Below are 26,559 nucleotides of genomic sequence, written 5' to 3'. Positions count from 1 at the left end.
CAATCCGGGCCGTCCGGCCCGACGACCACCGCAGCATTCGGAGCCCCACCGCATGAGCCCCAGCGACAAGCGCACCACCCACTTCGGCTACCAGGAAGTGCCGGTCGAGGAGAAGGCGTCCCGCGTGGCCGACGTCTTCCACTCGGTGGCGGCCCGCTACGACGTCATGAACGACCTGATGTCGCTGGGCATCCACCGCCTCTGGAAGCGCCTGACCATCGAGCGCGCCGGGGTGCGCCCCGGCCACAGCGTGCTCGACATCGCCGGCGGCACCGGCGACCTGACGCTGAAGTTCTCGCGACTGGTGGGGCCACGCGGCCGGGTGGTGCTGGCCGACATCAACGAATCCATGCTGCGCGTGGGGCGCGACAAGCTGCTCGACCAGGGCGTCGGCGGCAACGTCGAATACGTCCAGGCCAACGCCGAGTGCCTGCCCTTCCCCGACAACAGCTTCGACTGCATCACCATCGCCTTCGGCCTGCGCAACGTCACCGACAAGGATGCCGCGCTGCGCTCCATGGCCCGGGTGCTCAAGCCTGGCGGCCGCCTGCTGGTGCTGGAGTTCTCCAAGCCGGACAACCCGCTGCTGTCGAAGGCCTACGACGAGTACTCCTTCCGCCTGCTGCCGAAGATGGGCGAGCTGGTCGCCAGCGACGCCGACAGCTACCGCTACCTGGCCGAGTCGATCCGCATGCATCCCGACCAGGAGACCCTCAAGGGCATGATGGAGGCCGCCGGCCTCGAGCGGGTGGAGTACACCAACCTCACCGGGGGCATCGTCGCCCTGCATCGCGGCATCAAGTTGTAATGTTGTTACTCGCCGGCATCGAGCGCACCCTGAACGGCCTGCTGGCCCGCGATCCGGCGGCGCCCTCGCGCCTGGCCCAGCTCGCCGGCCAGCGCCTGCTGCTGCGCCTGGAGAAGCCCGACCTGGCCCTGGCGATCCACTTCCATCCCCGGGGCCTGGACCTGCTGCGCCCCGAGGACACCACCGAGGCCGCCTATGACGCCGTGGTGGAGCTGGATGCCGAGACCGCCGGCGCCCTGCTGGGGGGCGAATCCCTCGAACGGCTGATGTTCCAGGGCCGGCTGGCGGTGCGCGGCCGCATCCCGCTGCTGGAGGCGACCCGCGACCTGCTGCTCGACCTCGACCTGGACTGGGAGGCCGAACTGGCCCGCTGGCTCGGCGACATCCCCGCCCACAGCCTGGCCGAAGGACTGCGCCGCCTGGGCCGCTTCGGCCTGCGCACCCGCGAGGAGTTCTGCGCCGACCTGTCCGAGTACCTCTTCGAGGAGGCGCGGGTGCTGCCGGGCCGCCACCAGCTCGAGGTACTGCGCGACCACCTCACCGAACTGGAGGTGGCCGCCGACCGTCTCGAGGCGCGCCTGGAGCGCCTGCGCCGCCGCCTGGCCGATCGGGTGACGCCATGATGCTGCTGCGGCTGCTGCGCATCCTCTGGGTGATCACCCGCTTCCGGCTCGACACCCTGCTGCCCCTGGAGCGGCTGCCCTGGATCCTGCGTACCCTCTTCCGGCTCTCGCCGCTGCGCCTGGTGCCCATCGGCAGCCGTTCCCGCGGCGAGCGCCTGCGCCTGGCCCTGGAGTCGCTGGGGCCGATCTTCGTCAAGTTCGGCCAGGTGCTCTCCACTCGCCGCGACCTGCTCCCCGAGGACATCGCCGACGAACTCCGGCGGCTGCAGGACCAGGTGCCGCCCTTCCCCGGCCCCGAGGCCCGCGGCGTGGTGGAGGAGGAACTCGGCATGCCGGTCGCCGTGGCCTTCGCCCGCTTCGACGCCGATCCCCTGGCCTCGGCCTCCATCGCCCAGGTGCACGGTGCGCGGCTGCACGACGGCGAGGAGGTGGTGGTCAAGATCATCCGCCCCGGCATCGAGCGGGTGATGCGCCAGGACATGGCCCTGCTCTACCGCTTCGCCCGCCTGCTGACGCTGGTGCCCGAAGCCCGCCGGCTGCGCCCGGTGGAGGTGGTCCGCGACTACGAGACCACGCTGTTCGACGAGCTGGACCTGCACAAGGAGGCCGCCAACACCTCCCAGCTCAAGCGCAACTTCAAGAACTCGCCGCTGCTCTACGTGCCGGGCACCCATTGGCCGCTGACCCGCCAGCGGGTGATGGTCCAGGAACGCATCCACGGCGTGCCGGTCGCCGACCTGGCGGCGCTCGAGGCCCAGGGCACCGACCTCAAGAAGCTCGCCGAGCGTGGCGTGGAGATCTTCTTCACCCAGGTGTTCCGCGACAACTTCTTCCATGCCGACATGCACCCGGGCAACATCTTCGTGTCCCGCGAGCACCCCGGGGATCCGCAGTACATCGCCATCGACTGCGGCATCGTCGGCAGCCTCACCCGCGAGGACCAGGACTACCTGGCGCGCAACCTGCTGGCCTTCTTCCACCAGGACTACTATGAGGTGGCGGCGCTGCACATCGAGTCCGGCTGGGTCGGCGAGGACACCCGCGCCAACGAGTTCGCCGCGGCGATCCGCACGGTCTGCGAACCGATCCTCGAGAAGCCCCTCAAGGACATCTCCTTCGGCCAGGTGCTGCTGGGCCTGTTCCAGACGGCGCGGCGCTTCGACATGGAGGTGCAGCCCCAGCTGGTGCTGCTGCAGAAGACCCTGCTCAACATCGAGGGCCTCGGACGCCAGCTCTACCCGGACCTGGACCTGTGGACCACCGCCAAGCCCTATCTGGAGCAGTGGATGGCCGATCGCGCCGGGGTACGCGGCTTCTGGGACGCCCTCAAGCGACAGGCGCCGGAACTCAGCCGCCAGTTGCCCGAACTCCCGGTGCTGGCCCACCACGCCCTGACCCAGGCCGAACTGGAGAAGCGTCAGCGCCGCCGGCAGGGCGAGGCGCTGGGCGGCATCCATCACCAGTTGACCCGCCAGGGGCGCCGCAGCCGACGCCTGCGCCTGGGACTGATCCTCGTGGCCCTGGCCCTGGCCTGGCAGCCGCTCTCCCAGTGGACCGCCGATCAGCCCTGGCCGGCGCTGGCCGCCGCGACCCTCGGGCTGCTGCTGCTGGCCTGGCACTGACCCCCTTCCCTTGCTTCATGGAGTCGTCATCGATGAGCGATATTCTCGACCGCCTGCAGGATATCCTGGATCAACGTCGCCACGCCGCCCCCGAGGATTCCTACGTGGCCGCCTTGCATCACAAGGGGTTGAACAAGATACTCGAGAAGCTGGGCGAGGAGGCCACCGAGACCCTGCTGGCCGCCAAGGATGCCGAACGCGGCGACGATGCCGAGCGGCAAGCGTTGATCGCCGAGACGGCCGACCTGTGGTTTCATAGCCTGGTGATGCTGTCGCACCTGGGACTCGATCATGGCGCGGTGCTCGATGAACTGGCCCGCCGTTTCGGTGTCTCGGGACACGACGAGAAGGCCGCAAGGCAGCAATAGGTTCATGGGCGTCCGGACCGGCCGGCGCCCCGCTTCAGAGGACACATCCATGTTAGGTGGCATCAGTATCTGGCAGCTGCTGATCGTACTCGGCATCATCATCCTGATCTTCGGTACCAAGAAGCTGCGCAACGTCGGCACCGACCTGGGCGGCGCGGTGAAGGGCTTCAAGAAGGCCATGCACGAGGACGAGAAGGGCGAGAAGGGCGAGGAAGGCCAGGACGAGCAGACCCAGGCCCGCGTCGACCACCAGGAAGAGACCCACACCTACGACGTCAAGGCCGAGCGCAAGTCCGAGGAACAGGAAGAGCGCAAGTAAGCCGCCATGTTCGACATCGGCTTCCTCGAATTGCTGCTGCTGGGCGTGGTGGGCCTGCTGGTGCTGGGCCCGGAACGCCTGCCCAGGGCGGCACGCACCCTCGGCCTGTGGATCGGCAGGATCAAGCGCACCGTCTCCGGCATGCAGCGCGAGATCAGCGCCCAGCTGGAGGCGGAGGAGCTGCGCCAGAAGCTCAACGAGCAGCAGAAGAAGCTCGACGAGGGCGTCGACCGGGTCAAGCGTGGCGTGGAGAGCGTGGCCGAGTCGGAGCGTCGTGACGCGCCCGAACGGCGCGGTGACCAGCCGCCCTCCCCCGAGCAGCGCCTGGATGACGCCCTGTCACGGGCACGGCTCGACGACGGACCGTCCGACGCACCCGACACCGAGCCTTCCCATGCCGACAAGGACGCCTCCTCACGATGAGCAACCCCGGCGACAACCCGGAACAGCACCAGGCCCCGCTGATCGAGCACCTGATCGAGCTGCGCTCGCGGCTGCTGCGTGCGGTGGTGGCGATCCTGGTGATCTTCCTGGGCCTCTACGCCTTCGCCAACGACATCTACCTCTTCGTGGCCCAGCCACTGATGGCGCTGCTGCCGGAAGGCTCGCAGATGATCGCCACCGAGGTGGCCTCACCCTTCCTGGCGCCCTTCAAGCTGACCCTGGTGACGGCGGTGTTCATCGCCGTACCCTATGTGCTGCACCAGGCCTGGGCCTTCGTGGCCCCGGGGCTCTACGACAACGAGAAGGCGCTGGCCGTGCCGATCCTGGCCTCCAGCGTGCTGCTCTTCTACGCCGGCGCGGCCTTCGCCTACTACGTGGTCTTCCCGCTGTTGTTCGAGTTCTTCACCCAGACCGGGCCGGAGAGCGTGACGGTGATGACCGACATCAACGCCTACCTCAACTTCGTCCTCAAGCTGTTCTTCGCCTTCGGGGTGGCCTTCGAGATCCCCATCGCCACCTTCCTGCTGATCGCCTCCGGTGCCACCACGGTGGAGAGCCTGTCGAAGAAGCGCCCCTACATCATCCTCGGCTGCTTCGTGATCGGCATGCTGCTCACCCCGCCGGACGTCATCTCCCAGACCCTGCTGGCGGTGCCCATGTACCTGCTCTACGAGATCGGCCTGCTGTTCGGCCGCTTCGCCCGGCGCCGTAAGCGCGAGGCGGAGGACGAATAGCGCCGAGCGCCGAGCGCTCGGCGCTGGGCGCTGGGCGCTGGGCGCTTAGAGGGCCATCAACTCGTCGAGGCGATCGACCAGCTTGAAGATCCCGGTGGCCGCCTCGCTGATGCGGGTCGCCAGCATGTAGGCCGGGGTGGTCACCACACGGTTCTCGAAGTCCACCACGATGTCCCCCACGCCGCAGCTGCGGTGCAGGCCGCCCATGCTGCTGACGGCCCCGGCGACCCCCGGATCGTTGCCGATGGTCACGGCGATGCCCGTACCCAGCAGGCGGGGCACCATCACCGGGCTGATGCACATCAGGCCGATCGGCTTGCGCGCCTCGCGGAACCCGGCCAGCGCCTCGGCCAGTTCGCCGAGCACCCTCAGGTCCGCGCCAGCCTCGGCGAAGTTCGAGAGGTTCTTGGCCGCCCCAAAGCCGCCGGGCAGGATCGCCGCGTCGAAGTCATCGGCGGCGAGCTCGACGAGCGGGGAGATCTCACCGCGCGCCAGGCGCGCCGACTCGGTCAGGACGTTGCGGCTCTCGCCCTGGGCCACCTCGCCGCTGCGATGATCGATGACGTGCTGCTGGTCGATGTCCGGGGCGAAGCAGCGATAGCCGATGCCCAGCTGATCCAGCCGCAGCAGGGTCAGGGTGGTCTCGTAGATCTCGGAGCCGTCATGGACGCCGCAGCCCGAGAGGATGACCGCCACCTGTTTGCTCATGCCTATCTCCTTGCGGGGTGTCGCCTGCCGCCCGGCAGGACCGTGGGACGAACCCAACACTCTAGAGCGTCCACCGGGGTGCGACAAGGCGTGACTGTCGGCGCCCGGACACGCTGATATACTCGAAGTCAGTCGACACCCCTGTCATCCCCTTGTCATCTTTCGCCGCCACACTCGCTGTCAGGCGGCGCCATCACGGGAGAGTCTGCCTTGAGCGTCATGATCCACCGTCAGTATCCCTCGACCCGCCTGCGTCGCATGCGCCGCGACGACTTCTCGCGGCGCCTGATGCGCGAGCACAGCCTGACGCCGGCCGACCTGATCTGGCCGGTCTTCGTGATGGAGGGCGACGGCGAGCGCGAGGCGGTGCCGTCGATGCCGGGGGTCGAGCGGCTGTCGCTCGACCTGCTGATCGAGGAGGCCCGCGAGGCCTTCGAGCTGGGCATTCCGGCCCTGGCCCTGTTTCCCGTGGTGGGAACCTCGCTGAAGAGCGAGCTGGCCGAGGAGGCCTACAATGCGGGCGGCCTGGTACAGCGCAGCGTACGCGCCCTCAAGCAGGCGCTGCCGGAGCTGGGCATCATCACCGACGTGGCGCTCGATCCCTACACCAGCCACGGCCAGGACGGCATCCTCGACACACAAGGCTATGTGCAGAACGACCGCACCGTGGAGACCCTGCTCAAGCAGGCCCTGTCCCACGCCGAGGCCGGCGCCGACGTGGTGGCCCCCTCGGACATGATGGACGGCCGCATCGGCGAGATCCGTCGCGTGCTGGAGCAGGAGCACCTGGTCAATACCCGGATCATGGCCTATAGCGCCAAGTACGCCTCGCGCTACTACGGCCCCTTCCGGGATGCGGTGGGCTCGGCGGCCAACCTCGGCCGCGCCGACAAGAGCACCTACCAGATGGACCCGGCCAACGGCGACGAGGCGCTGCACGAGGTGGCGCTGGACCTGGCCGAGGGTGCCGACATGGTGATGATCAAGCCCGGCATGCCCTACCTGGACGTGGTGCGCCGGGTCAAGGACGAGCTGCGGGTGCCCACCTACGCCTACCAGGTAAGCGGCGAGTACGCCATGCACATGGCCGCCTTCGACAACGGCTGGCTGGAGGCCGACGACGTCATCCTCGAGTCCCTGCTGTGCTTCAAGCGGGCCGGCGCCGACGGCGTGCTGACCTATTTCGCCAAGCGAGCGGCGCGGCTGCTCGCCCGTTGAAGGAAGGGACTGCGCGCCCTTCCACGACCTTCGAGGGAGTGACCATGGAAGATCGCAGTCCCGAAACCGACGCCACTCCGGCCGCCGCTGCGCAGGTGGCCGGGACGCCCGGCGACGAAGGCGGCGCCGAGAGCCCCGCACCGCGCCTCAACCAGACCCGCGCCGGCATCAAGCCCAAGGCCCTGCCCCATGCCGACGCCGACCTGGGCGATCCGGGCCTCTACTTCAACCGCGAGTTGTCCCACCTGCAGTTCAACATCCGGGTGCTGGAACAGGCCCTGGACGAGGCGCACCCGCTGCTCGACCGGCTGATGTTCCTGCTGATCTTCTCGTCGAACATGGACGAGTTCTTCGAGATCCGCGTGGCCGGCCTCAAGCATCAGATCGCCCTGGGCGACGAGAGCTCCGGTGCCGACGGCCGCTCGCCGCGGGCGGTGCTCGGCGAGATCGGGCGCATCGCCCACGAGCAGGTCGAGCGCCAGTACCAGATCCTCAACGACACCCTGCTGCCCGCCCTGGAGGGCCAGGGGCTGCGCTTCCGGCGCCGCAACGAGTGGACCGAGGCCCAGCGCGACTGGGTCCGCGACTACTTCGAGCGGGAGATCATGCCGGTGATCAGCCCCATCGGCCTGGATCCTTCCCACCCCTTCCCGCGGCTGGTCAACAAGAGCCTCAACTTCATCGTCGAGCTGGAGGGCAAGGACGCCTTCGGCCGCGAGGGGGGCCTGGCGATCCTGCCGGCGCCGCGCTCGTTGCCGCGCCTGATCGCCCTGCCCGACGAGCTCTGCGAGACGGGCTGGCGCGAGTACGTCTTCCTGTCGTCGATGATCCACGCCCACGCCGAGGAGGTCTTCCCCGGCATGGCGGTGCGCGGCTGCTACCAGTTCCGCCTGACCCGCAACGCCGACATGACGGTGGACCCGGACGAGGTCTCGGACCTGGCCTCGGCGCTGCGCGGCGAGCTGCTGGCACGCCGCTACGGCAGCGGCGTGCGCCTGGAGGTGGTGGAACGCTGCCCCGAGGAGCTGGCGCGTTTCCTGCTCAAGCAGTTCGAGCTGGAGGAGAGCGACCTCTACCGGGTCGACGGCCCGGTCAACCTCACCCGCATGATGTCGGTGCTGGGCGACGTGGAGCGGCCCGACCTGCGCTATCGCCCCTTCACCCCGGGCCTGCCGAAGAACCTGCGCAAGGGCAACGGGCTGTTCGATGCCATCGCCGTCGGCGACATCCTGCTGCACCACCCCTTCCAGTCCTTCTCGCCGGTGGAGGAGCTGCTCGCCGAGGCGGCCCGCGACCCCGGCGTGCTGGCGATCAAGCAGACCCTCTACCGCACCGGCTCCGACTCGCCCATCGTCAACTCCCTGGTGGAGGCGGCACGGGGTGGCAAGGAGGTCACGGTGGTGATCGAGCTGCGCGCCCGCTTCGACGAGGCGGACAACCTGGCGCTCGCCTCGCGGCTCCAGGAGGCCGGGGCCATCGTCATCTACGGGGTGATGGCCTACAAGACCCACGCCAAGATGATGCATATTGTGCGCCGCGAGCGGGGGACGCTGCGCCACTATGCTCACCTGGGCACCGGCAACTACCACTCGAAGACGGCGCGGCTCTACACCGACTACAGCCTGCTCACCGCCGATCCCACCCTCTGCGAGGACGTTCACCAGGTCTTCCAGCAGCTCTCGGGGATGGGTCGAGCACGCCGCATCGAGTCCCTGCTGCATGCCCCCTTTACCCTCCACGAGCGACTGATGGCGATGATCGAGCGCGAGGCCGCCCAGGCCCGCAAGGGCAAGCGCGCCCACCTGATCGTCAAGTGCAACTCGCTGACCGAGCCCAGGCTGATCCAGGCGCTCTATCGCGCCTCCCGGGCCGGCGTGGAGTGCGACCTGATCATCCGCGGCCAGTGCTGCCTGCGCCCCGGCGTGCCGGGGATCTCGGAGAACATCCGGGTGCGTTCGATCATCGGCCGCTTCCTCGAGCATACCCGGGTCTTCTACTTCCACAACGCCGGCAAGCCGGAGGTATGGGCCTCCAGCGCCGACTTCATGACCCGCAACATGTTCCATCGCGTGGAGACCTGCTTCCCGCTGCTCGACAAGAAGCTGGCGGCCCGGGTGCGCAAGGACCTGGAGACCTACCTGGTGGACAACTGCCAGAGCTGGCTGCTGCAGCCCGACGGCAGCTACGTGAAGCAGCAGCCGGGGGACGCCGATCCGATCAGCGCCCAGGAGACGCTGCTTTACGCCTACGCCGCCAGGGCCTGAGGCAAGCTCGAAGCTCGAAGCTCGAAGCTCGAAGCTCGAAGCTCGAAGCTCGAAGCTCGAAGCTCGAAGCTCGAAGCTCGAAGCTCGAAGGCACCTTAAACCGAACCACCTCCGTAGCAAGGCTACGGAGGTGGTTTTCTTCCAGCGTCAAGCTTAATGCTTGCGGCTCCGGGCGCAGCCGGGGTCAGACGCCGATCCGGCCGCCATCGGCCTTCTGGATCACCACGGTGGCGGCCCGCGGGCGCACCTCGTTCGAGCCCGCCACGGTGGCGTCCTGGACCAGGGCATCGCCGTCCGCCGGCCAGTTGCCCGGGTGCTGGATGTTGATGAACAGCGCCGTGCGGTCCGGGGTGGCGAAGATGCCGGTCACCTCGCAGCCGTTGGGGCCCACGGCGAAGCGCTTGAGCTGCGCCTGGTTGTCCGCGTCGATCACCGAAGCCCCCTGCCCCTGCAGGGCCTCGGGCACCACGGCCAGCAACTGGTCGTTGGTGTGCTCGGCGACCGGGTCGTAGCCGTTGTCGGTCTGGATCCACAGGATGCCCTGGCCGTCGCCGCGGTCGTCGAACCACAGGCCATCGGGGCTGGCGAACTGGTTGCGCTCGGTCAGGCCGGAAGGGTTGTCGTCATCGCCAGCGGCCCCACCGAACACGAAGACCTCCCAGGCGAAGGCCGTGGGCGTCGCCTCCTCGCGCCAGCGGATGATATGGCCGGCGCCGTTGTCGGGGCGCGGATTGGCGGCGTTGACCGGTGCCGTGGCGAAACCGACGCCCGGCGCGTCGATGGCGCCACCGTCGTTGGTGTAGGTCGGCTCGGAGCCCTCCCCGGTACGCTGGCTGTTGTTGGTCAGGGTGATATAGACCTCGCCGGAGGCCGGATCCACGGTGGCCCACTCCGGGCGATCCATGGGCGTCGCCCCCATCAGGTCGGCGGCGTCGCAGGTATTGACGATCACCCCGGCCAGGTCGTCGGCGGCCAGGCCCAGGGCCTCGGCGAGGGGGCGGCCGTCGGGGGTGACGGTCTCGGGGGTCAGCGGCAGCCACTCACCGCTGCCGTCGGCCGCGAAACGGGCGACATAGAGGGTGCCGCGATCGAGGTACTTGGCGCCGATGGCCAGGCGGTCGTAGCCGGCACCGGGGCGGTTGGCGTCCGCCGGGTCCCAGGGGGCGTCGGAGACGAACTTGTAGATGTACTCGTTGCGGGCGTCGTGGCCGGAGTAGTAGACCACCGGCTCGCCGGCCTCCAGCTTGCCCAGCCAGCAGCCCTCGTGGCGGAAGCGCCCCAGGGCGGTGCGCTTGACGGCCCGGCGCGAGCCGTCATAGGGATCGATCTCGACCTGGTAGCCGAAGGTGCGCGACTCGTTGCGGTAGTCGTCGCGGGCCTCGTCGGCGCGCGGGGTGATATCGAAGCGGGCGAACTCGTCGCCCTGCTCCGAGGCATCGCCGGCCGAGGTCTCCCAGCCGTAGCGACTGCGCTGCGTGGGGATGCCGAGACGCGCATCGTCGCGAAAGCGCTCGCCGGTGTTGACGAAGATGTTGGGCCAGTTCTCCTCGCACGCCAGGTAGGTGCCCCAGGGCGTGAAGCCGTTGCCGCAGTTGTTGTTGGTCCCCCGGGTCCGGATCCCCTCCGGCGAGAAGCGGGTCCTGGCGTAGTCGCTGCCGGCCACCGGGCCGGCCAGCTCCATCTCGGTGGCGCTGGTCAGGCGGCGGTTGTAGGGGGAGCCGGGGACATGGGCCCAGCGGCCGTCGTCCCGCTTGACCACCTCCACCAGGGTCACGCCGTGGGCGTTGATCTCGGTACGCGACTCCTCGGCCGGCCGCGCGCCCTCCTCGGCATGGGTGGGGCCGCCGCGCGGCGCCCAGAGCGCCTGCTGGTCGATGTACTCGTTGTTCAGCGCCAGCACGAAGCGCCGCGAGGCGCTCGCCTCGTCCAGCGGGAAGCCGTGCATGCCGTCATGATGCATGCCGACGCTGTTGGCCTGGCTCTCCGGGCCCATGGCCAGTGCCGAGTGCCAGTCGGGCGCCCGCTCGGTGAGCGGCGTGCCCCAGGGCACCAGCACCTGGGCGACATAGCCCTGGGGCACCACCACGGCATCGGTGTGCGAGCCGCGCACCGCCTCGAAGGCCAGGGTCAGCGGGGTCTTCTCCGCCGCGCCCGCCGCCAGGGCCTTGGCCGTGCCGCCGATGCCCAGCATCGAGGCGGCCACCAGGCCCAGGCCGCCACGCATGACGCCGCGCCGCGAGACGCGACGGTCGAGAACGGACGCGAACGGCTCGTTGCCGCTGGCGTTGTGGAGGCGATGATCCTCGATTTCCTTGCTCATGGTGTTTTCCCTCGTCACGGTGGGCGGGGTGCCGCAGTGGCGACTCCCGGGTCGACGGGAGAGAGCCTAGGCAAGGAAGATGACGGGGCGATGAAGCGGCGGTGTCGTCTCAGCGCCGAAAGGCGGCGAGGTCCTCGGGGTCAAAGCCCTCGACCCGTTCCGGCAGGCCGCGCTCCTGGCGGGCGAGTCGCACCCTGGTGCGCTCGGCGAGGCGTTCGGCGTCGTCGTCCAGGGTGCGGCCGTTGAGTTCGGCGAGTTGGGCCATGCCCTGGTGGTAGAAGGCGAGGACGCCCAGGGCGGTGTCGTTGCCCTCCTCCATGGCGCGGCGCAGCGCCGGCAGGTAGCCGCTGACCCGCGACAGCTGGTGCTTGAGCTGCCAGGCGTAGCGTACCTCGGCCATCCAGGGACGCTCGCGCAGCACCGCGAAGACCAGGCTGGTGGCCAGCAGGCCGAGCAGCACCCCCAGGACGTTGAGCCAGAAGCCACCGTCGAAGGCGAGCTGCAGGAGTTGGGCGAACACCAGGCCGAAGACGATCAGCTGACCGGCCATGGCCAGGCTGATGAAGCGCGCCTTGCGGCGATAGGTCGCGGGGTCGTGGGCTTCGAACTGGAACGGCATGGCGGGCTCCCGGGTGGCGAGTCGGCAATCGACGGCATTATCCCGACTACGCCACCCGGGGTACAGGGCGGCTGATGTGCCACCAGGCCTCTGCCACCACCAGTGAGAGGCGCCGGGGACAGGCCGTAGAGGGGGTCCTATGCCAGGGACGGCATCGGTAGCGCCCAGGGATGGGTTTACAGCGCCCCCTCGTAGGCCTGTCGCCGGATCAGCCTCGAGTGCTACCTCAAGCGCTCGGCGGCAGAGAGCAGCAGGTGTTCGGTGGTCTCCCAGCCGATACAGGCGTCGGTGATCGAGACCCCGTGGCGCAGCCGGCCGGGCTCGAGCGGCTGCTTGCCCTCGTGGAGGTGGCTCTCCAGCATCAGCCCGGCGAGCGCCGACTCCCCCTCCAGGCGCTGGGCCAGGACGTCGAGCAGCACCTCGCTCTGGCGGCGGTGGTCCTTGCGGGCGTTGGCGTGGCTGCAGTCCACCATCAGCCGCGGGGCCAGGCCGGCGTCCTCCAGGGCGCGGCGGGCCGCCCGCACCTGGGGCGCCCGGTAGTTGGGCTCGCCGTGACCGCCACGCAGCACCAGGTGGGTGTGGGGGTTGCCGGCGGTCTCGTGGACCACCGGCCGGCCCGCCGCGTCGAGGCCGAAGTGGCCGTGGGGATGGGCGGCGGCACGCATGGCGTCCAGGGCCACACCGATGTCGCCACTGGTGGCGTTCTTGAAACCCACCGCGGCGGAGAGGCCGCTGGCCAGCTCGCGGTGCAGCTGGGACTCGGTGGTGCGGGCGCCGATGGCCACCCAGGCCAGCAGGTCTTCCAGGTAGGGCGCGAGCATCGGCTGCAGCAGCTCGGTGGCCACCGGCAGGCCCAGGTCGGCGATGTCGCGCATCAGTCGTCGGGAGAGCTCCAGGCCCCGGGCCATGTCGCCGCTGCCGTCCAGGTCGGGGTCGTAGGCCAGGCCCTTCCAGCCCACGGTGGTGCGCGGCTTCTCGACGTAGACGCGCATCACCGGCAGCAGGCGATCCGAGACCCGCGGGGCCAACTCGGCCAGATGCCGAGCATACTCGAGGGCCGCCGCGGGGTCGTGGATGGAGCAGGGCCCCACCACCACCAGCAGGCGATCGTCGCGGCCGGCGAGGATGTCGCGGACCGCCTGGCGCTGGTGCTCGATCCGGCCGGCCAGCTCGGGATCCACCGGCAGGGCACGGCGCAGCTCGCCGGCAGTGGGCAGGCTGCGCCCCGGTGACGGGGTGGGTCGGGCGGTCTCGTTCAGGTGGGCGGCGAGGGAAACGGTCATGTCATCGACTCCGGGTAGCGGTGATACATCGTGTCATCGTCTGGCCACCGATGGCGCTACGGTCGGAGGTGGCAGGCTCGGCCGACCGCAGCTCGCTAAATCGCCAATAGCCGTAATAGCCGTCGTAGTCGAGCTGCGGGGCCGTGGCGAAGGCGATGGATGCGGTCATGGTGCCTCTCCTCTCTCTGGGTCGATGTCGATGCCGAAAACGCAGAACCCCCGGGCGGGGCTGCCGTCCGGGGGTTCTCTGCGGAGGCGGCCCTGGCGGGTGTGCCTCCGGCGATGTCGCGTCTTGCGCTCAGGACATAGCCGTCGGCACACCGGTGGTAAACCAGTAGCCGAACCAATAGCCATTCGCGCCACAGATCGCCCCGTTGCCGCGCTGGGCAACGGGGGCGAAGGGCTTGGCGGGGTGGCGATCGGTCATGGGTCTCTCCTGAGGTCTGGGTTCATCCTGCCCCATCGGGCCGGGTCTGGCAAGGCTCAGCCGGCAAGCAGCCGCACCCAGCCGATGGTGCCCGGTAGGGCACTCATGCCCACCACCACGATCAGGCCCATGAGGATGGACAGCAGGCCGCTGTCGTCGTGGTAGTGCTCGTCGTGTCCCGCCATCGGTCAGTTCCTCTCGCTGGGTGTCAGGGGTCGCCGTCCATTCTAGCGAAGATGGCGCCGCACGGCACGGCCAGGCCGGTATCCCCCGGGATCCGTTCCCTTCGCCGGAGCAGGCTCAGCGCAGATGCCGACCGCCATCCACCGGCAGGGTGACGCCGGTGACGTAGCGGTTGTCGAGCAGGTAGCGCAGGCTCTGGTAGATCACCCCGGGGCCGGGGACCATCTGCATCGCCGACTTGGCCTTGGCCTTCTCGATATAGCGTTCGCTGTCGCCCTCGTTGAGCATGATCAACGCCGGGGCGATGGCGTTGACCTGGATCGACGGGGCGTACATGGCCGCGAACGACAGCGTCAGGTTCTCCAGGCCCGCCTTGGTGGCGGCGTAGGCGGCGTGCTTCCTGGAGCCCTTGCGCACCACGTAGTCGGTCATGTGCACGATGTCGCGCTGGGGCTCGCTGCACGCCTCGAGCAGTTCGCGGCACTGCAGGTTGATCAGGTAGGGAGCCTGCATGTGCACCCGGAACAGCCGCTCGAGATTCGCCCCCGCCTCGGGCCCGGCGCTGTCCGGCGCCCAGTCGCTGGCGTTGTGCACGATCGCCCGCAGCGACGGCGTCTCGGCCTTGAGACGGGCGATAAAGTCGAGGATGCCGGCTTCCGTCGAGAAGTCGGCCGGCAGGGTGACGATGCCGCGGGCCCGCAACTCCTCCAGCTCCGGCCGCTCGCGCCGGTAGCTGATGATCACCGCATGGCCGTCGTCGACCAGGCGCTCGGCACAGTGGCGGCCGAGCCGCTGGGCGCCGCCGGTGATCAGGATCGGCGAGGCGCTCATCCGCGCCCCTCCCGGATCAGGCTGCCGGCGGTGGGGATCAGCGGATCCCGGGGCGCATAGGCGAAGACGTCGGAGAAGGTCCGCGAGGGCGCGAGGCCCAGCGAGGCCAGCACGTCCACGCAGGCGTAGACCATGCCCGGCGAGCCGGAGACATAGACGTCATGGCCCGAGACGTCCTCCAGCCCGCTGGCCAGCGCCTGGTCGATGCGTCCCTGATGCGCCTGAACGCGCAGACCCTCCACCGATTCCTTGGGCAGCACCTCGGTGACCACATGGAAACGGAAGCTCGGGTATCGCTCGGCCCACTCCCGGGCCAGCCACTCCAGATAGAGGTCGCGATGCTCCCGGGCCGCCCACCAGAGGTCGATCTCGCGCTCGGGATCCTCGTGGAGCGCCGCCTCGACGATCGCCTTCATCTGGGCGAAGCCGGTGCCGGCAGCCACCAGCAGCAGGGGACGGGTGCTGTCGGGGTCGAGCACGCAGTCGCCGCCGGGCAGGCGCAGGGTCAGCCGCTCGGCGACCTGGATCAACTCGCGCAGCCGGGCGGAGTTCTCGCGCTCCGGCCAGTGCTGGATGTGCAGTTCGATCACCCCGTCACCGCCGTGGGCGTTGGCGATGGAGAAGGGAACCCAGGTCGCGTCGTCCAGCTTGAGCTCCAGGTACTGGCCGGGGGCATGGGCCACGGCCTCGGGACGCCCCTCCAGCAGGACGCGAAAGACGTCGGGTGTGAGGTCCTCGACCTCGTCGACCAGGCAGGTCAGGGTCCTTGGCGTCATGAATGCCTCTTGTGGTTGTCAGGGGGGAGCACGATCCCCAGTTCGTCCCAGCGCTCGCTGACGCGGGCCTTGACGGCCTCGTCCATGACGATGGGCGTGCCCCATTCGCGGACGGTCTCGCCGGGCCACTTGCCGGTGGCGTCCAGGCCCATCTTGGAACCCAGGCCCGAGACCGGCGAGGCGAAGTCCAGGTAGTCGATGGGGGTATTCTCCACCAAAACGGTATCGCGGGCCGGGTCCATGCGAGTGGTGATGGCCCAGATCACGTCCTTCCAGTCGCGGGCGTCGACGTCGTCGTCGAGCACCACCACGAACTTGGTGTACATGAACTGGCGCAGGAAGCTCCACACGCCCATCATCACCCGCTTGGCGTGGCCCGGGTACTGCTTCTTCATGGTCACCACCGCCATGCGGTAGGAGCAGCCCTCGGGGGGCAGGTAGAAGTCGACGATCTCGGGGAACTGGCGGCGCAGGATGGGCACGAACACCTCGTTGAGCGCCAGCCCCAGGATCGCCGGCTCGTCGGGGGGCCGGCCGGTGTAGGTGGAGTGGTAGATGGCGTTCTCGCGCATGGTCATGCGGGTCACGGTGAATACCGGGAAGGACTCCACCTCGTTGTAGTAGCCGGTATGGTCGCCGTAGGGGCCCTCCGGCGCCGTGTCGTCCGGATGGATAAAGCCTTCCAGGATGATCTCGGCAGACGCCGGCACTTCGAGATCGACATGGCCGCACTTGACCAGCTCGGTGCGCGAGCCCCTCAAGAGCCCGGCGAAGGCATACTCGGAGAGGCTGTCGGGTACCGGGGTCACGGCGCCGAGGATGGTGGCCGGGTCGGCGCCCAGCGCCACCGCCACCGGGAAGGGCTCGCCCGGCTGGGCCTCCTGGAACTCCTGGAAGTCCAGGGCACCGCCGCGGTGGGAGAGCCAGCGCATGATCAGGCGGTTCTTCGAAAGCTTCTGCTGGCGGTAGATGCCCAGGTTCTGGCGGCTCTTGTGGGGCCCCCGGGTGATCACCAGCGGCCAGGTGACCAGGGGCGCGGCGTCGCCGGGCCAGCAGTGCTGGATCGGCAGGCGGTCGAGATCCACCTCGTCGCCCTCATACACCTTCTCCTGCACCGGCGCCGAACGCACCCGCTTGGGGCCCATGCTCATCACCTGCTTGAAGATCGGCAGCTTGTCCCAGGCGTCGCGAAAGCCCTTGGGCGGCTCGGGTTCCTTGAGGAAGGCAAGCAGCTCGCCCACCTCGCGCAGGGCGGACACCGAGTCCTGGCCCATTCCCAGGGCCACCCGCTTCGGCGTGCCGAAGAGGTTGCCGAGCAGCGGCATGGCGTGGCCCTTGACGTTCTCGAACAGCAGCGCCGGGCCGCCGGCGCGTAGGGTGCGATCGCAGATCTCGGTGACCTCGAGGTGGGGATCCACCTCGGCGGTGACACGGACCAGCTCGTCCCGGGCCTCCAGGGCGGCGATGAAGTCGCGCAGATCCTTGTACTTCATGGATGAAGTTCCCGTTTCCCGAACGACGAAAGGGGCAGAATAACATCTGCCCCTTTGCGGTGCTGCGGCGTCGGATCTACCGGCGCTTCATGGCCTCGAAGAACTCGATGTTGGTCTTGGTATCCTTCAGGCGATCGATGAGGAACTCGGTGGCCGCGGTATCCTCCATGGGATTGAGCAGCTTGCGCAGGATCCACATACGCTGCATCTCGTCCTCGGAGGCGATCAGGTCCTCGCGGCGGGTACCGCTGCGGCGGATGTTCATGGCCGGATAGACGCGGCGCTCGGCCAGCTTGCGGTCCAGGTGGGCCTCCATGTTACCGGTGCCCTTGAACTCCTCGAAGATCACCTCGTCCATCTTGGAGCCGGTGTCCACCAGCGCCGTGGCGATGATGGTCAGGCTGCCGCCCTCCTCGATGTTACGCGCCGCACCGAAGAAGCGCTTGGGCTTCTCCAGGGCATGGGCGTCGACGCCGCCGGTCAGCACCTTGCCGGAGCTCGGCACCACGGTGTTGTAGGCGCGCGCCAGGCGGGTGATGGAGTCGAGCAGGATCACCACGTCCTTCTTGTGCTCCACCAGGCGCTTGGCCTTCTCGATGACCATCTCGGCCACCTGGACGTGGCGGGCCGGCGGCTCGTCGAAGGTGGAGGCCACCACCTCACCGCGCACGGTGCGCGACATCTCGGTCACCTCTTCCGGCCGCTCGTCGATCAGCAGCACGATCAGGTGGCACTCGGGATTGTTGCGGGTGATGGACGTCGCGATGTTCTGCAGCATCAGCGTCTTGCCCGCCTTGGGCGGCGAGACCAGCAGGCCGCGCTGGCCCTTGCCGATGGGGGCGGTGAGATCGATGATCCTGGCGGTGAGGTCCTCGGTGGAGCCGTTGCCGATCTCCATGCGCAGCCGCTCCTGGGGGAACAGCGGCGTGAGGTTCTCGAAGAGGATCTTGTGCTTGGCGTTCTCCGGCTTGTCGAAGTTGATCTCGCTGACCTTGAGCAGCGCGAAGTAGCGCTCGCCCTCCTTGGGCGGTCGGATCTTGCCGGAGATGGAGTCGCCCTTGCGCAGGTTGAAGCGGCGGATCTGCGACGGCGAGACGTAGATGTCGTCCGGCCCGGCCAGGTAGGAGCTGTCGGCACTGCGCAGGAAGCCGAATCCGTCCTGCAGGATCTCCAGCACGCCGTCGCCAAAGATCGGCTCGCCACTCTTGGCGTGCTTCTTGAGGATGGCGAAGATGATGTCCTGCTTGCGGGAACGTGCCAGGTTGTCGATGCCCATCTCGCGGGCGATCTCCAGCAGTTCCGGCACGGGCCTTTGCTTGAGTTCGGTAAGGTTCATCGGTGTGTTCAGACGTTGCTCGTGTAAGCCGGGCGGCGGTGCGCCGTGGGAAAGAGACAGGAGGCGAGACGAAGACGCCCTGTGGATGCGTTCAGAGCCCGGACAGGCTACCTCTCGTCGTGCTGCGTCGTATGGCCATGGACGGGCGACCGCAAGGGGGAGCCGGGCCGATATCGGAAGCGAGGAAGCAGGTTCGTTTCGCCTGCTCAGCGGTCCTGGCCAGCGGCCGGGCGCTCGGGCTGATGCAGTGGGCTGTCTGACGACTTGGAATTGACCGAGACGGGATCGCCGGTACGGTCGGGAAGCATTCGAAACAGGCGAACGCCTCGATACTAGTCAAGGCCGGCGACGAACGCAAGCCCCGCCGACGCGGACGATTGACACGGCCCCGGGATGGCCGCACCCTTTTTTCCAGACACGCCGAAGGAACTGCCATGACCTCGCCACAGGACCCGGCCGGCGGCGCCGACAGCAGCGCAGCCCTCTCCCCTTCCAACCCGCGGCGGCTCGCCGCCATCGACCTGGGTTCCAACAGCTTCCACCTGCTGGTGGCCAACTACCAGGACGATCGCCTGCAGGTGGTGGCCCGCCTGGGCGAGAAGGTGCAGCTGGCCGCCGGGCTCGACGACGACGGCATGCTCGACGAGGCCACCATGGCCCGCGCCCTGGACTGCCTGGCGCGTTTCGCCCCCTTCCTCGAGGGCGTCACCCCCGACCACCTGCGCGTGGTGGGCACCAACGCCCTGCGCGAGGCCGCCAACAGCCAGGCCTTCATCGAGCAGGCCGAGGCCCAGCTCGGCCACCGCATCGAGATCATCGCCGGTCGCGAGGAGGCGCGCCTGGTCTACCTGGGGGCCGCCCATGCCCTGGCCGAGGAGGGGCGCCGGCTGATCGTCGACATCGGCGGCGGCTCCACCGAGTTCATCATCGGCGAGCGCTTCGAGCCCCTGGCCCTGGAGAGTCTGCGCATGGGCTGCGTGACCTTCACCCGGCGCTTCTTCGAGGGCGGCGAGATCACCGACCAGCGCATGCGCCAGGCCGAGCTGGCCGCCCTCTCCGAGCTGGCCAATATCCGGCGTCCCTACCAACGGCTGGGCTGGGCCGACCCGGTGGGCTCCAGCGGCACCATCAAGGCGGCGGCCGCGGTACTGGCGGCCCACGGCGAGGCCCCGGAGGGGGTGATCACCCGTCAGGGGCTGGCCAACCTGCGCCGGCGGCTGATCAAGTGCAAGCGGCTGGACAGGGTCGCCATGGAAGGGCTCAAGGCCGACCGCGCCCGGGTCTTTCCCGCCGGCATGGCGATCCTCGGCGCCCTCTTCGAGGCCTTCGACATCGAGCGGATGCGCTACTCCGACGGCGCCCTGCGCGAGGGGGTGCTCTACGACCTGGTGGGGCGCAACAGCCCCGAGGACTCGCGTCTCAAGACCCTCGACGGCCTGGCGCGCAGCTACCAGGTGGACGAGCGACAGGCACAGAGCGTCGCCGCCACGGCCCTGGCACTGTTCGAGCAGGTGCGCGACGCCTGGGGCCTGAACGATGACCAGGCGCGCTTCCTGGGCTGGGGCGCGCGGCTCCACGAGATCGGCCTGGCCATCTCCCACAGCCAGTTCCATCGCCACGGCGCCTACCTGGTCGAGCACTCCGACCTGCCGGGCTTCTCGCGCCCCGAGCAGCGCCTGCTGGCCTTCCTGGTGCGCGGTCATCGCCGCAAGTTCCCGTTCAAGGAGTGGCAGGCCCTGCCCGCACCGGATCGCACTTCCCACGCCCGCCTGGTGCGGCTGCTGCGCCTGGCGGTCATCCTCAACCACTCACGCCCCGAGCAGCCGCCGGCGGTGCCGCGGCTCACCGCCGACGGGGAGACCCTGGTCCTCGCCCTGCCCGGCGACGACGACCCGGCGCTGCTGCTCAACGACCTGGAGCAGGAGGCCGCCTACCAGCGGGCCGCCGGCTACTCCCTGGTGGTGTCACGCGCCTGACCAGCCCTCGGCCACGACCAGCCACCCCCCTTTGCAGGGGTCGAGCACCGCCACGGCCTCGTCGCCACGCCGTACCACCAACAACCGCCCGCGCACCCAGGGCGGCACCCCCAGCTCCTGCAGCAGCCGCTTGAGGTCTCGCCGGCCACGCCCGGCCAGGCGCAGGCGCTCGCCGCCCCGGCGGCCGCTCACCCGCAACGCCACGGGGCCCTCGGGGGACGCCAGCCATACCCGGCACTCCCCCAGGGGCGTGACCAGCGGCGAGCGGCCGTCCCACTCGACCCGCCAGCCCGCCGGCAACTCGGCCGGCGGCGCCAGCAGGTGGAGATGGCCGCGCCACACCCGCGCCTCGGCACCGGGCCAGGCGACCCGCACCCCGGCATCCGCACGCGCCGCCAGTTGGCCCTGCAGGGTCGCCAGGCGGCGCGACGGGGGCAGCGGCAGGCCCAGGCGCTCGCAGCAGTGGCGCACCAGCAGCCGCTGGCGCGCAGGCGACAGCGCGATCATGCCGCCGACGGGCAGGCGGGAGGGGTCGCCACCGAGTCGTTCCAGGTCCAGCCCGGCCAGGTCCGCCAGCAGGCCGTCGGCCTCGGCGGCCAGGGCGGCACTGCGCGCCAGGGCCTCACCGGCCCCGGGCCAGTGCCCGGCGAGCCGCGGCAGGATGTCATGGCGCAGGAAGTTGCGGTCCTGGGCGCGGTCAGCGTTGCTGGGATCGTCCACCCAGGCGAGCCCCAGGCGCGTCGCCTCGGCCTCGATCTCGGCACGCGAGACGCCGAGCAGCGGCCGCCTCAGCCGCCGCTTTCGCCAGGCCCGCGCCGACGGCATGCCGGCCAGGCCGCGCACCCCGCTGCCGCGCAGGGCGGCCAGCAGGAAGGTCTCGGCCTGATCGTCGCGATGCTGGGCCAGCCACAGGGACTCGCCAGGCGCCACCCGGCGGGCGAAGGCGGCGTAACGCGCCTCCCGCGCGGCACCCTCCAGCCCCCGCCCTGCCGCGAGGTCGACGCTCACCCGCTCGACGACCAGCGGCACCCCCAGGCGAGCACAGAGCTCGCGGCAGCGGGTCTCGAAATCGTCGGCGGCGGCCTGCAGGCCGTGGTGGACATGCAGCGCGTGGAGCGGACGGGAATGGCGCCGGCAGGCATCGACGGCGAGCGTCAGCAGCAGCGTGGAGTCGAGCCCGCCGGAGAGGGCCACCCAGACGCGACGCCCCGGCGGGGTCGCCGCCAGGGCGTCATCGATCAGCGACTGGAGGGGCATGGCCAAGCGCAGGACGGGCCGTTAAGCGGGCGCCCCATAGCTCATCAGCCGCCGATAGCGCCGCTCCAGCAGGGCATCGGTATCCAGGGCCTCGAGGCGATCCAGGCTGGCCAGCAGCGACTCCTGGATGCGCTCGGCGGTGGTGACCGGCTGGCGGTGGGCTCCGCCCAGGGGCTCCTCGATCAGGGTATCGACGAAGCCCAACTCCTTGAGGCGCTCGGCGGTGATGCCCATGGCATGGGCGGCGTCGGAGGCCTTCTCGGCGCTCTTCCAGAGGATGGAGGCGCAGCCCTCCGGCGAGATCACCGAGTAGGTGGAGTACTGCAGCATGGCCAGCTCGTCGCAGACGCCGATCGCCAGCGCCCCGCCGGAGCCGCCCTCGCCCACCACGGTGGCGACGATCGGCGTGCGCAGCCGCGACATCACCCCCAGGTTGTAGGCGATGGCCTCACTCTGGCCTCGCTCCTCGGCATCGATGCCGGGATAGGCCCCCGGGGTATCGATGAAGGTCAGCACCGGCATCCTGAAGCGTTCGGCCATCTCCATCAGGCGGCACGCCTTGCGGTAGCCCTCGGGGCGCGGCATGCCGAAGTTGCGGCGCACCTTCTCGTGGACGTCACGGCCCTTCTGGTGGCCGATCACCATCACCGGCCGGTCGTCCAGGCGTGCCACGCCGCCGACGATGGCGGCGTCGTCGGCGAAGCGACGATCGCCGTGGAGCTCGTCGAAGTCGCTGAAGACGTGTTCCAGGTAGTCCAGGGTGTAGGGCCGCTGGGGATGGCGGGAGAGCTGGGAGACCTGCCAGGCCGAGAGATCCTTGAAGATCGACTCGGTGAGCTTGCGGCTCTTCTCCTCGAGCCGCTCGATCTCCTCGCTGAGGCTGACCTGGCTGTCGTTGCCGACCAGGCGCAGCTCCTCGATCTTGGCCTGGAGCTCGGCGATGGGCTGTTCGAAGTCGAGATAGTTGGGATTCATTGGCACGTCGCCTTGTAGGGGAAACACTGCACGAATGTCGGCGCGCGGCAGTCGCCGCATGGCGCGGGCAGAATGGCAGGCATTATCGCACCCTCAACGCGCCACGCAAGGCGGCGAGAAGAGGGGCGAGAAGCGCCGGGGATAGCCCGAAAGGGAGGTCCGAGGACCAGGGATGGCCGAGGTAGCGCCCAGGGAGGGGTTCACAGCGCCTCCCTGAAGGGCTATCGCCGGGATAGCTTCGAGCCCGGCACCTTCCTGCGTCAGCGATACTTAAGCCTTACCCCGTCCTGCCCCTGCACCTCGCGCAGCCCGGTGAGCAGCTCGTCGCTGGGGACGACCCTCCACTCCTTGGCCAGTTCCAGCCAGCCGGCCGCCTCGGCGTTGCGATAGCGCAGCCGCACCGGCAGGCCCCCGGCGTCGCGGTGGGGGTCGAGGCTTTCACGCAGCGAGTCCACCAGCCGGCCGTTGATGGCCGCGCCGTCCAGGGAGAGCTCCACCGCCTGGCCGTAGCGGGTGCGTGCCGCCACCATGGGGGTGACCTCCTTGCCGCGCAGACGCAGGCCGCCGGAGTAGTCGTCGGTGGACACCTCGCCCTCGACGATCAGCACCTGGTCGGCCTCCAGCTGGCCGCGCAGCGAGTCGAAGAGCTCGCCGAACAGCGAGGCCTCGATGCGCCCGGTGCGGTCGTCCAGGGTCAGGAAGGCCATGGTGTCGCCGCGCTTGGACTTCATGGTGCGCATCCCCACCACCAGGCCGGCCACCCGCTGGGGCTCGCGGGACGGCTTGAGGTCGCCGATGCGCGTCGCGACGAAGCGCGCGAGCTCGCCCTCGTACTCGTCGATGGGGTGGCCGGTGAGGTAGAGCCCCAGGGTCTCCTTCTCGCCGGCCAGGCGCTCCTTGTCGCTCCACTCGCGCACCCGGCGGTAGTCGGCGTAGACGTCGCCACCCTCGTCCTCGTCGACGAAGGCCTCGCCGAACATGTCCAGCATGCCGAGGTTCTGGTTGGTCTGGGTCTGGGCGGCGGCGCGGAGGGCGTCGTCCAGGGCGGCGGCGAGCAGCGCCCGGCTGGGGCCCAGGTTGTCCAGGGCCCCGGAGCGGATCAGCGCCTCCAGGGTGCGCTTGTTCATGCGCCTGGGGTCGACCCGGCGGCAGAAGTCGAAGAGATCGGAGAAGGCGCCGTCGGCCTCGCGGGCCTCGACGATGGCGCCGATGGGCCCCTCGCCCACGCCGCGGATGGCCCCCAGGCCGTAGACCACCCGCCCCTGGGTATCCACGGTGAACTTGTAGCCGCCGACGTTGACGTCCGGCGGCGTCACGGTGAGCTTGAGGCTGCGGCACTCCTCGATCAGCGGCACCACCTTATCGAGGTTGTCCATCTCGGTGGACATCACCGCCGCCATGAAGGGCCCGGGATAATGCGCCTTCAGCCAGGCCGTTTGATACGACACCAGCGCATAGGCTGCCGAGTGGGACTTGTTGAAGCCGTAGCCGGCGAACTTCTCCACCAGGTCGAAGATATTGCCCGCCAGTTCCGCATCGATGCCGTTCTTCTCGCACCCCTCCATGAAGCCGGCGCGCTGCTTGGCCATCTCCTCGGGCTTCTTCTTGCCCATGGCGCGGCGCAGCATGTCGGCCTGGCCCAGGGAGTAGCCCGCCATCACCTGGGCGATCTGCATCACCTGCTCCTGATAGAGGATGATGCCGTAGGTGGGGGCGAGCACCGGCTCGAGCAGCTCGTGCTGGTAGTCCGGGTGGGGATAGGAGATCTCGGCGCGGCCGTGCTTGCGGTTGATGAAGTCGTCGACCATCCCCGACTGCAGGGGGCCGGGGCGGAACAGCGCCACCAGGGCGATCATGTCCTCCAGGGAGTCGGGCAGCAGGCGCTTGATCAGCTCCTTCATGCCGCGGGATTCGAGCTGGAAGACCGCCGTGGTCTCGGCGCGCTTGAGCATCTCGAAGGTCGGGACGTCGTCCAGCGGAATGCTGTCGATATCCAGCGCCCCCTCGCCCGCCGCGGCGCGCACCTTGTCGACCATCTCCAGGGCCCAGTCGATGATGGTCAGGGTGCGCAAGCCCAGGAAGTCGAACTTGACCAGCCCGGCTTCCTCGATGTCGTTCTTGTCGTACTGGACCCTCAGGCCGCTGCCGTCCTCGTCGCAGAGCAGCGGCGAGAAGTCGGTGAGCCGGGTCGGCGCGATCACCACGCCGCCGGCGTGCTTGCCGGTGCCGCGGGTGATGCCCTCGAGCTTCTCGGCCATCTCCCAGATCTCGGCGGCTTCCTCGTCGGCCTCGAGGAATTCCTTGAGCGCCGGCTCGGCCTCCAGTGCCTTGGCCAGCGTCATGCCCACCTCGAAGGGGATCAGCTTGGAGAGCTTGTCGCCCAGCGAGTAGGGCTTGCCCTGGGCGCGGGCCACGTCGCGCACCACCGCCTTGGCGGCCATGGTGCCGAAGGTGACGATCTGGGAGACGGCGTCGCGGCCGTAGCGGTCGGCCACGTAGTCGATCACCCGGTCGCGCTTCTCCATGCAGAAGTCGACGTCGAAGTCGGGCATGGAGACCCGCTCGGGGTTGAGGAAACGCTCGAACAGCAGGTCGTAGCCCAGTGGGTCGAGGTCGGTGATCTTCTGGGCATAGGCCACCAGCGAGCCGGCGCCCGAGCCGCGCCCCGGGCCCACCGGGACGTCGTTGTCCTTGGCCCACTGGATGAAGTCCATCACGATCAGGAAGTAGCCCGGGAAGCCCATCTGGATGATGATATCCAGCTCGAAGTCCAGGCGCTTGCGGTAGCGGGCATCGATCTCGGCATACTCGGCACCGTCCCGCGGGTACCGCTCCGGCGGGTAGAGGAAGTCGAGGCGTTCGGTGAGACCATCGTGGGAGATCTTGCGGAAGAACTCGTCCTGAGTCATGCCCTCGGGGATCTCGAACTCCGGCAGGAAGATCTCGCCCAGGCGCACGTCGACACTGCAGCGGGCGGCGATCATCACGCTGTTCGAGAGCGCCTCCGGCACGTCCGAGAACAACTCGGCCATTTCCTCGGGACTCTTGAGGTACTGCTCCTCGGTATACTTGCGCTCGCGGCGCTTGTCGTCCAGGGCCTTGCCCTCGCCGATGGCCACCCGGGTCTCGTGGGCCCAGAAGTCGTCCTTTTCCAGGAAGCGCACGTCGTTGGTGGCCACCACCGGGGTCGCGGTCTCCACGGCGAGGTCCACCGAGAGGTGCACGCACTCCTCCTCCAGGGGCCGGCCGGTGCGGGTCAGCTCCAGGTAGAAGCGCCCCGGGAAGGCGGCGTTCCACGCCTCGAGGAGCTCGCGTGCCTCGGCGTGGTGGTCGCTGAGCAGGTGGCGGCCGATCTCGCCGTCGCGCCCGCCGGACAGGGCGATCAGCCCCTCGCTCTGGGCCAGCACCCAGTCGCGCTCGAGCAGCGCCCGACCCTGGCGCTGGCCCTCCACCCAGCCCCGCGAGATCAGCTCGGTGAGGTTGCGATAGCCCACGTCGTTCATGGCCAGCAGGGTCAGCCGGTAGGGGTGCTCCTCGTCGTGGGGATTGGCGAGCCACAGGTCGGCACCGATGATCGGTTTGAGGCCGGCGCCCTGGGCGGCCTTGTAGAACTTCACCAGGCCGAAGAGGTTGGCCTCGTCGGTGACCGTCAACGCCGGCGCGCCCTGTCCCTTGGCCGCCTTGACCAGCGGCCCCAGGCGCACCAGGCCGTCGACCAGGGAGTATTCGGTATGGACGCGAAGATGAACGAAGGGCGTGGTCATAAGGGGCTCGAGGCTTGGCGGTAAATGGTCGGCACGGAAGCAGGCCGTGATTTCCGATTCAGTAAACTCCAGGCTGTTCCGGGAGCAGGCCCCGGAACGCCGGACCGTCGAGGAGGCGCTGTGAACCCCTCCCTGGGCGCTACCGATGCCATCCCTGGCATAGGACCTCCTCTTCGACCTGCTCCCGGCGCCTCTCGTGGCTGAGGTTTGC

At 69.2% G+C, this 26,559-nt stretch carries 24 protein-coding genes; 10 read left to right on the top strand and 14 right to left on the bottom strand.

Translation table 11 applies throughout. The annotated features are described in order from the left end of the window. Positions 1-52: 52 nt before the first annotated feature. From ubiE to tatC, 7 genes are read left to right on the top strand one after another with little or no spacing between them, the layout of a single operon-like run. On the top strand, positions 53-808 hold the full coding sequence (ubiE, locus tag QWY80_RS07695) for a bifunctional demethylmenaquinone methyltransferase/2-methoxy-6-polyprenyl-1,4-benzoquinol methylase UbiE (protein WP_290230171.1): 756 nt from the start codon (positions 53-55) through the stop codon (positions 806-808). Beyond that, positions 808-1,431, top strand: coding sequence for a ubiquinone biosynthesis accessory factor UbiJ (locus tag QWY80_RS07690; RefSeq protein ID WP_290230170.1), 624 nt, complete (start codon positions 808-810; stop codon positions 1,429-1,431). Before ubiE ends, QWY80_RS07690 begins: the two co-directional genes overlap by 1 nt. After that, positions 1,431-3,053 (top strand): ubiquinone biosynthesis regulatory protein kinase UbiB, encoded by a 1,623-nt coding sequence (gene ubiB / locus QWY80_RS07685; RefSeq protein ID WP_290230281.1) that lies wholly within the window; start codon positions 1,431-1,433, stop codon positions 3,051-3,053. The genes QWY80_RS07690 and ubiB overlap by 1 nt, the downstream gene beginning before the upstream one ends. Before the next feature lie 32 nt (positions 3,054-3,085). Continuing rightward, positions 3,086-3,421 (top strand): phosphoribosyl-ATP diphosphatase, encoded by a 336-nt coding sequence (locus tag QWY80_RS07680; protein ID WP_290230168.1) that lies wholly within the window; start codon positions 3,086-3,088, stop codon positions 3,419-3,421. 49 nt (positions 3,422-3,470) lie between these two features. Next, positions 3,471-3,740: a Sec-independent protein translocase subunit TatA gene (gene tatA / locus QWY80_RS07675; RefSeq protein ID WP_290230167.1), complete on the top strand. Its 270-nt coding sequence runs from the start codon at positions 3,471-3,473 to the stop codon at positions 3,738-3,740. Positions 3,741-3,746: 6 nt separating this feature from the next. After that, positions 3,747-4,163 (top strand): Sec-independent protein translocase protein TatB, encoded by a 417-nt coding sequence (gene tatB / locus QWY80_RS07670; RefSeq protein ID WP_290230166.1) that lies wholly within the window; start codon positions 3,747-3,749, stop codon positions 4,161-4,163. Then, positions 4,160-4,918 (top strand): twin-arginine translocase subunit TatC, encoded by a 759-nt coding sequence (tatC, locus tag QWY80_RS07665; RefSeq protein ID WP_290230164.1) that lies wholly within the window; start codon positions 4,160-4,162, stop codon positions 4,916-4,918. Before tatB ends, tatC begins: the two co-directional genes overlap by 4 nt. 45 nt (positions 4,919-4,963) lie before the next feature. Here the strand turns inward: tatC and elbB are convergent, their stop codons facing one another. Next, entirely contained in the window at positions 4,964-5,626 is a 663-nt protein-coding gene (elbB, locus tag QWY80_RS07660) for an isoprenoid biosynthesis glyoxalase ElbB (RefSeq protein ID WP_290230162.1), read from the bottom strand. A 219-nt stretch (positions 5,627-5,845) separates the two neighbouring features. Here elbB and hemB point away from each other — a divergent pair, with 219 nt between their 5' ends. Beyond that, positions 5,846-6,844, top strand: a complete 999-nt coding sequence (gene hemB / locus QWY80_RS07655) for a porphobilinogen synthase (protein ID WP_290230280.1) — start codon at positions 5,846-5,848, stop codon at positions 6,842-6,844. 44 nt (positions 6,845-6,888) lie between these two features. Next, positions 6,889-9,108, top strand: a complete 2,220-nt coding sequence (ppk1, locus tag QWY80_RS07650) for a polyphosphate kinase 1 (RefSeq protein WP_290230161.1) — start codon at positions 6,889-6,891, stop codon at positions 9,106-9,108. A gap of 184 nt (positions 9,109-9,292) precedes the next feature. Here ppk1 and QWY80_RS07645 read toward each other — a convergent pair whose 3' ends face one another. The 10 genes from QWY80_RS07645 to rho form a co-directional block, all read right to left on the bottom strand. Next, the gene (locus QWY80_RS07645) at positions 9,293-11,428 is read right to left on the bottom strand and encodes a PhoX family protein (RefSeq protein WP_290230160.1); all 2,136 of its coding nucleotides are present in this window, start codon (positions 11,426-11,428) and stop codon (positions 9,293-9,295) included. 109 nt (positions 11,429-11,537) lie between these two features. Then, on the bottom strand, positions 11,538-12,047 hold the full coding sequence (locus QWY80_RS07640; protein WP_290230159.1) for a DUF3087 family protein: 510 nt from the start codon (positions 12,045-12,047) through the stop codon (positions 11,538-11,540). A 221-nt stretch (positions 12,048-12,268) separates the two neighbouring features. After that, positions 12,269-13,330 (bottom strand): 3-deoxy-7-phosphoheptulonate synthase, encoded by a 1,062-nt coding sequence (locus tag QWY80_RS07635; protein ID WP_290230157.1) that lies wholly within the window; start codon positions 13,328-13,330, stop codon positions 12,269-12,271. 1 nt (position 13,331) lies between these two features. Beyond that, positions 13,332-13,499, bottom strand: coding sequence for a hypothetical protein (locus QWY80_RS07630; protein WP_290230156.1), 168 nt, complete (start codon positions 13,497-13,499; stop codon positions 13,332-13,334). 129 nt (positions 13,500-13,628) lie between these two features. After that, positions 13,629-13,757: a hypothetical protein gene (locus tag QWY80_RS07625; RefSeq protein WP_290230155.1), complete on the bottom strand. Its 129-nt coding sequence runs from the start codon at positions 13,755-13,757 to the stop codon at positions 13,629-13,631. 56 nt (positions 13,758-13,813) lie between these two features. Further along, the gene (locus QWY80_RS07620) at positions 13,814-13,942 is read right to left on the bottom strand and encodes a hypothetical protein (RefSeq protein ID WP_290230154.1); all 129 of its coding nucleotides are present in this window, start codon (positions 13,940-13,942) and stop codon (positions 13,814-13,816) included. A 115-nt stretch (positions 13,943-14,057) separates the two neighbouring features. Further along, positions 14,058-14,771, bottom strand: coding sequence for a dihydromonapterin reductase (gene folM / locus QWY80_RS07615; protein WP_290230153.1), 714 nt, complete (start codon positions 14,769-14,771; stop codon positions 14,058-14,060). Beyond that, positions 14,768-15,547 carry an NAD(P)H-flavin reductase gene (locus QWY80_RS07610; RefSeq protein WP_290230152.1) on the bottom strand — a complete coding sequence of 260 codons (780 nt, stop codon included), beginning with the start codon at positions 15,545-15,547 and terminating at the stop codon, positions 14,768-14,770. The genes folM and QWY80_RS07610 overlap by 4 nt, the downstream gene beginning before the upstream one ends. Then, positions 15,544-17,040, bottom strand: coding sequence for a 4-hydroxy-3-polyprenylbenzoate decarboxylase (gene ubiD / locus QWY80_RS07605; RefSeq protein ID WP_290230150.1), 1,497 nt, complete (start codon positions 17,038-17,040; stop codon positions 15,544-15,546). The genes QWY80_RS07610 and ubiD overlap by 4 nt, the downstream gene beginning before the upstream one ends. A gap of 76 nt (positions 17,041-17,116) precedes the next feature. Next, a complete protein-coding gene (rho, locus tag QWY80_RS07600) occupies positions 17,117-18,376 on the bottom strand; it encodes a transcription termination factor Rho (RefSeq protein ID WP_290230149.1) in 1,260 nt (419 codons plus the stop codon). A gap of 434 nt (positions 18,377-18,810) precedes the next feature. On the opposite strand from rho, the gene ppx reads away from it, so the two are divergent. Further along, the gene (ppx, locus tag QWY80_RS07595) at positions 18,811-20,352 is read left to right on the top strand and encodes an exopolyphosphatase (RefSeq protein ID WP_290230148.1); all 1,542 of its coding nucleotides are present in this window, start codon (positions 18,811-18,813) and stop codon (positions 20,350-20,352) included. Here the strand turns inward: ppx and tilS are convergent. From tilS to dnaE, 3 genes are all read right to left on the bottom strand, one after another. Further along, positions 20,341-21,609 carry a tRNA lysidine(34) synthetase TilS gene (tilS, locus tag QWY80_RS07590; protein ID WP_290230278.1) on the bottom strand — a complete coding sequence of 423 codons (1,269 nt, stop codon included), beginning with the start codon at positions 21,607-21,609 and terminating at the stop codon, positions 20,341-20,343. The genes ppx and tilS overlap by 12 nt on opposite strands. A gap of 21 nt (positions 21,610-21,630) precedes the next feature. Then, positions 21,631-22,584, bottom strand: a complete 954-nt coding sequence (gene accA / locus QWY80_RS07585) for an acetyl-CoA carboxylase carboxyl transferase subunit alpha (RefSeq protein WP_290230147.1) — start codon at positions 22,582-22,584, stop codon at positions 21,631-21,633. Between the two features lie 260 nt (positions 22,585-22,844). Next, positions 22,845-26,348 carry a DNA polymerase III subunit alpha gene (gene dnaE, locus QWY80_RS07580; RefSeq protein WP_290230146.1) on the bottom strand — a complete coding sequence of 1,168 codons (3,504 nt, stop codon included), beginning with the start codon at positions 26,346-26,348 and terminating at the stop codon, positions 22,845-22,847. Positions 26,349-26,559: the final 211 nt, after the last annotated feature.

This window comes from Halomonas ramblicola, assembly GCF_030409215.1.
GTDB lineage: Bacteria > Pseudomonadota > Gammaproteobacteria > Pseudomonadales > Halomonadaceae > Halomonas > Halomonas ramblicola.
This window is presented reverse-complemented; position numbering and strand designations above follow the sequence as displayed.

Excerpts from the sequence above, each read along its gene's own strand:
- QWY80_RS07645 (WP_290230160.1), bottom strand. The coding sequence starts at position 11,428 with ATGAGCAAGGAAATCGAGGATCATCGCCTCCACAACGCCAGCGGCAAC.
- tatA (WP_290230167.1), top strand. The coding sequence starts at position 3,471 with ATGTTAGGTGGCATCAGTATCTGGCAGCTGCTGATCGTACTCGGCATC.
- QWY80_RS07630 (WP_290230156.1), bottom strand. The coding sequence starts at position 13,499 with ATGACCGCATCCATCGCCTTCGCCACGGCCCCGCAGCTCGACTACGAC.
- tatB (WP_290230166.1), top strand. The coding sequence starts at position 3,747 with ATGTTCGACATCGGCTTCCTCGAATTGCTGCTGCTGGGCGTGGTGGGC.
- accA (WP_290230147.1), bottom strand. The coding sequence starts at position 22,584 with ATGAATCCCAACTATCTCGACTTCGAACAGCCCATCGCCGAGCTCCAG.
- hemB (WP_290230280.1), top strand. The coding sequence starts at position 5,846 with ATGATCCACCGTCAGTATCCCTCGACCCGCCTGCGTCGCATGCGCCGC.
- tilS (WP_290230278.1), bottom strand. The coding sequence starts at position 21,609 with ATGCCCCTCCAGTCGCTGATCGATGACGCCCTGGCGGCGACCCCGCCG.
- QWY80_RS07680 (WP_290230168.1), top strand. The coding sequence starts at position 3,086 with ATGAGCGATATTCTCGACCGCCTGCAGGATATCCTGGATCAACGTCGC.
- ubiE (WP_290230171.1), top strand. The coding sequence starts at position 53 with ATGAGCCCCAGCGACAAGCGCACCACCCACTTCGGCTACCAGGAAGTG.
- QWY80_RS07635 (WP_290230157.1), bottom strand. The coding sequence starts at position 13,330 with ATGACCGTTTCCCTCGCCGCCCACCTGAACGAGACCGCCCGACCCACC.
- ppx (WP_290230148.1), top strand. The coding sequence starts at position 18,811 with ATGACCTCGCCACAGGACCCGGCCGGCGGCGCCGACAGCAGCGCAGCC.
- elbB (WP_290230162.1), bottom strand. The coding sequence starts at position 5,626 with ATGAGCAAACAGGTGGCGGTCATCCTCTCGGGCTGCGGCGTCCATGAC.
- QWY80_RS07625 (WP_290230155.1), bottom strand. The coding sequence starts at position 13,757 with ATGACCGATCGCCACCCCGCCAAGCCCTTCGCCCCCGTTGCCCAGCGC.
- tatC (WP_290230164.1), top strand. The coding sequence starts at position 4,160 with ATGAGCAACCCCGGCGACAACCCGGAACAGCACCAGGCCCCGCTGATC.
- QWY80_RS07610 (WP_290230152.1), bottom strand. The coding sequence starts at position 15,547 with ATGACGCCAAGGACCCTGACCTGCCTGGTCGACGAGGTCGAGGACCTC.
- QWY80_RS07620 (WP_290230154.1), bottom strand. The coding sequence starts at position 13,942 with ATGGCGGGACACGACGAGCACTACCACGACGACAGCGGCCTGCTGTCC.
- dnaE (WP_290230146.1), bottom strand. The coding sequence starts at position 26,348 with ATGACCACGCCCTTCGTTCATCTTCGCGTCCATACCGAATACTCCCTG.
- QWY80_RS07690 (WP_290230170.1), top strand. The coding sequence starts at position 808 with ATGTTGTTACTCGCCGGCATCGAGCGCACCCTGAACGGCCTGCTGGCC.
- folM (WP_290230153.1), bottom strand. The coding sequence starts at position 14,771 with ATGAGCGCCTCGCCGATCCTGATCACCGGCGGCGCCCAGCGGCTCGGC.
- QWY80_RS07640 (WP_290230159.1), bottom strand. The coding sequence starts at position 12,047 with ATGCCGTTCCAGTTCGAAGCCCACGACCCCGCGACCTATCGCCGCAAG.
- rho (WP_290230149.1), bottom strand. The coding sequence starts at position 18,376 with ATGAACCTTACCGAACTCAAGCAAAGGCCCGTGCCGGAACTGCTGGAG.
- ppk1 (WP_290230161.1), top strand. The coding sequence starts at position 6,889 with ATGGAAGATCGCAGTCCCGAAACCGACGCCACTCCGGCCGCCGCTGCG.
- ubiB (WP_290230281.1), top strand. The coding sequence starts at position 1,431 with ATGCTGCTGCGGCTGCTGCGCATCCTCTGGGTGATCACCCGCTTCCGG.
- ubiD (WP_290230150.1), bottom strand. The coding sequence starts at position 17,040 with ATGAAGTACAAGGATCTGCGCGACTTCATCGCCGCCCTGGAGGCCCGG.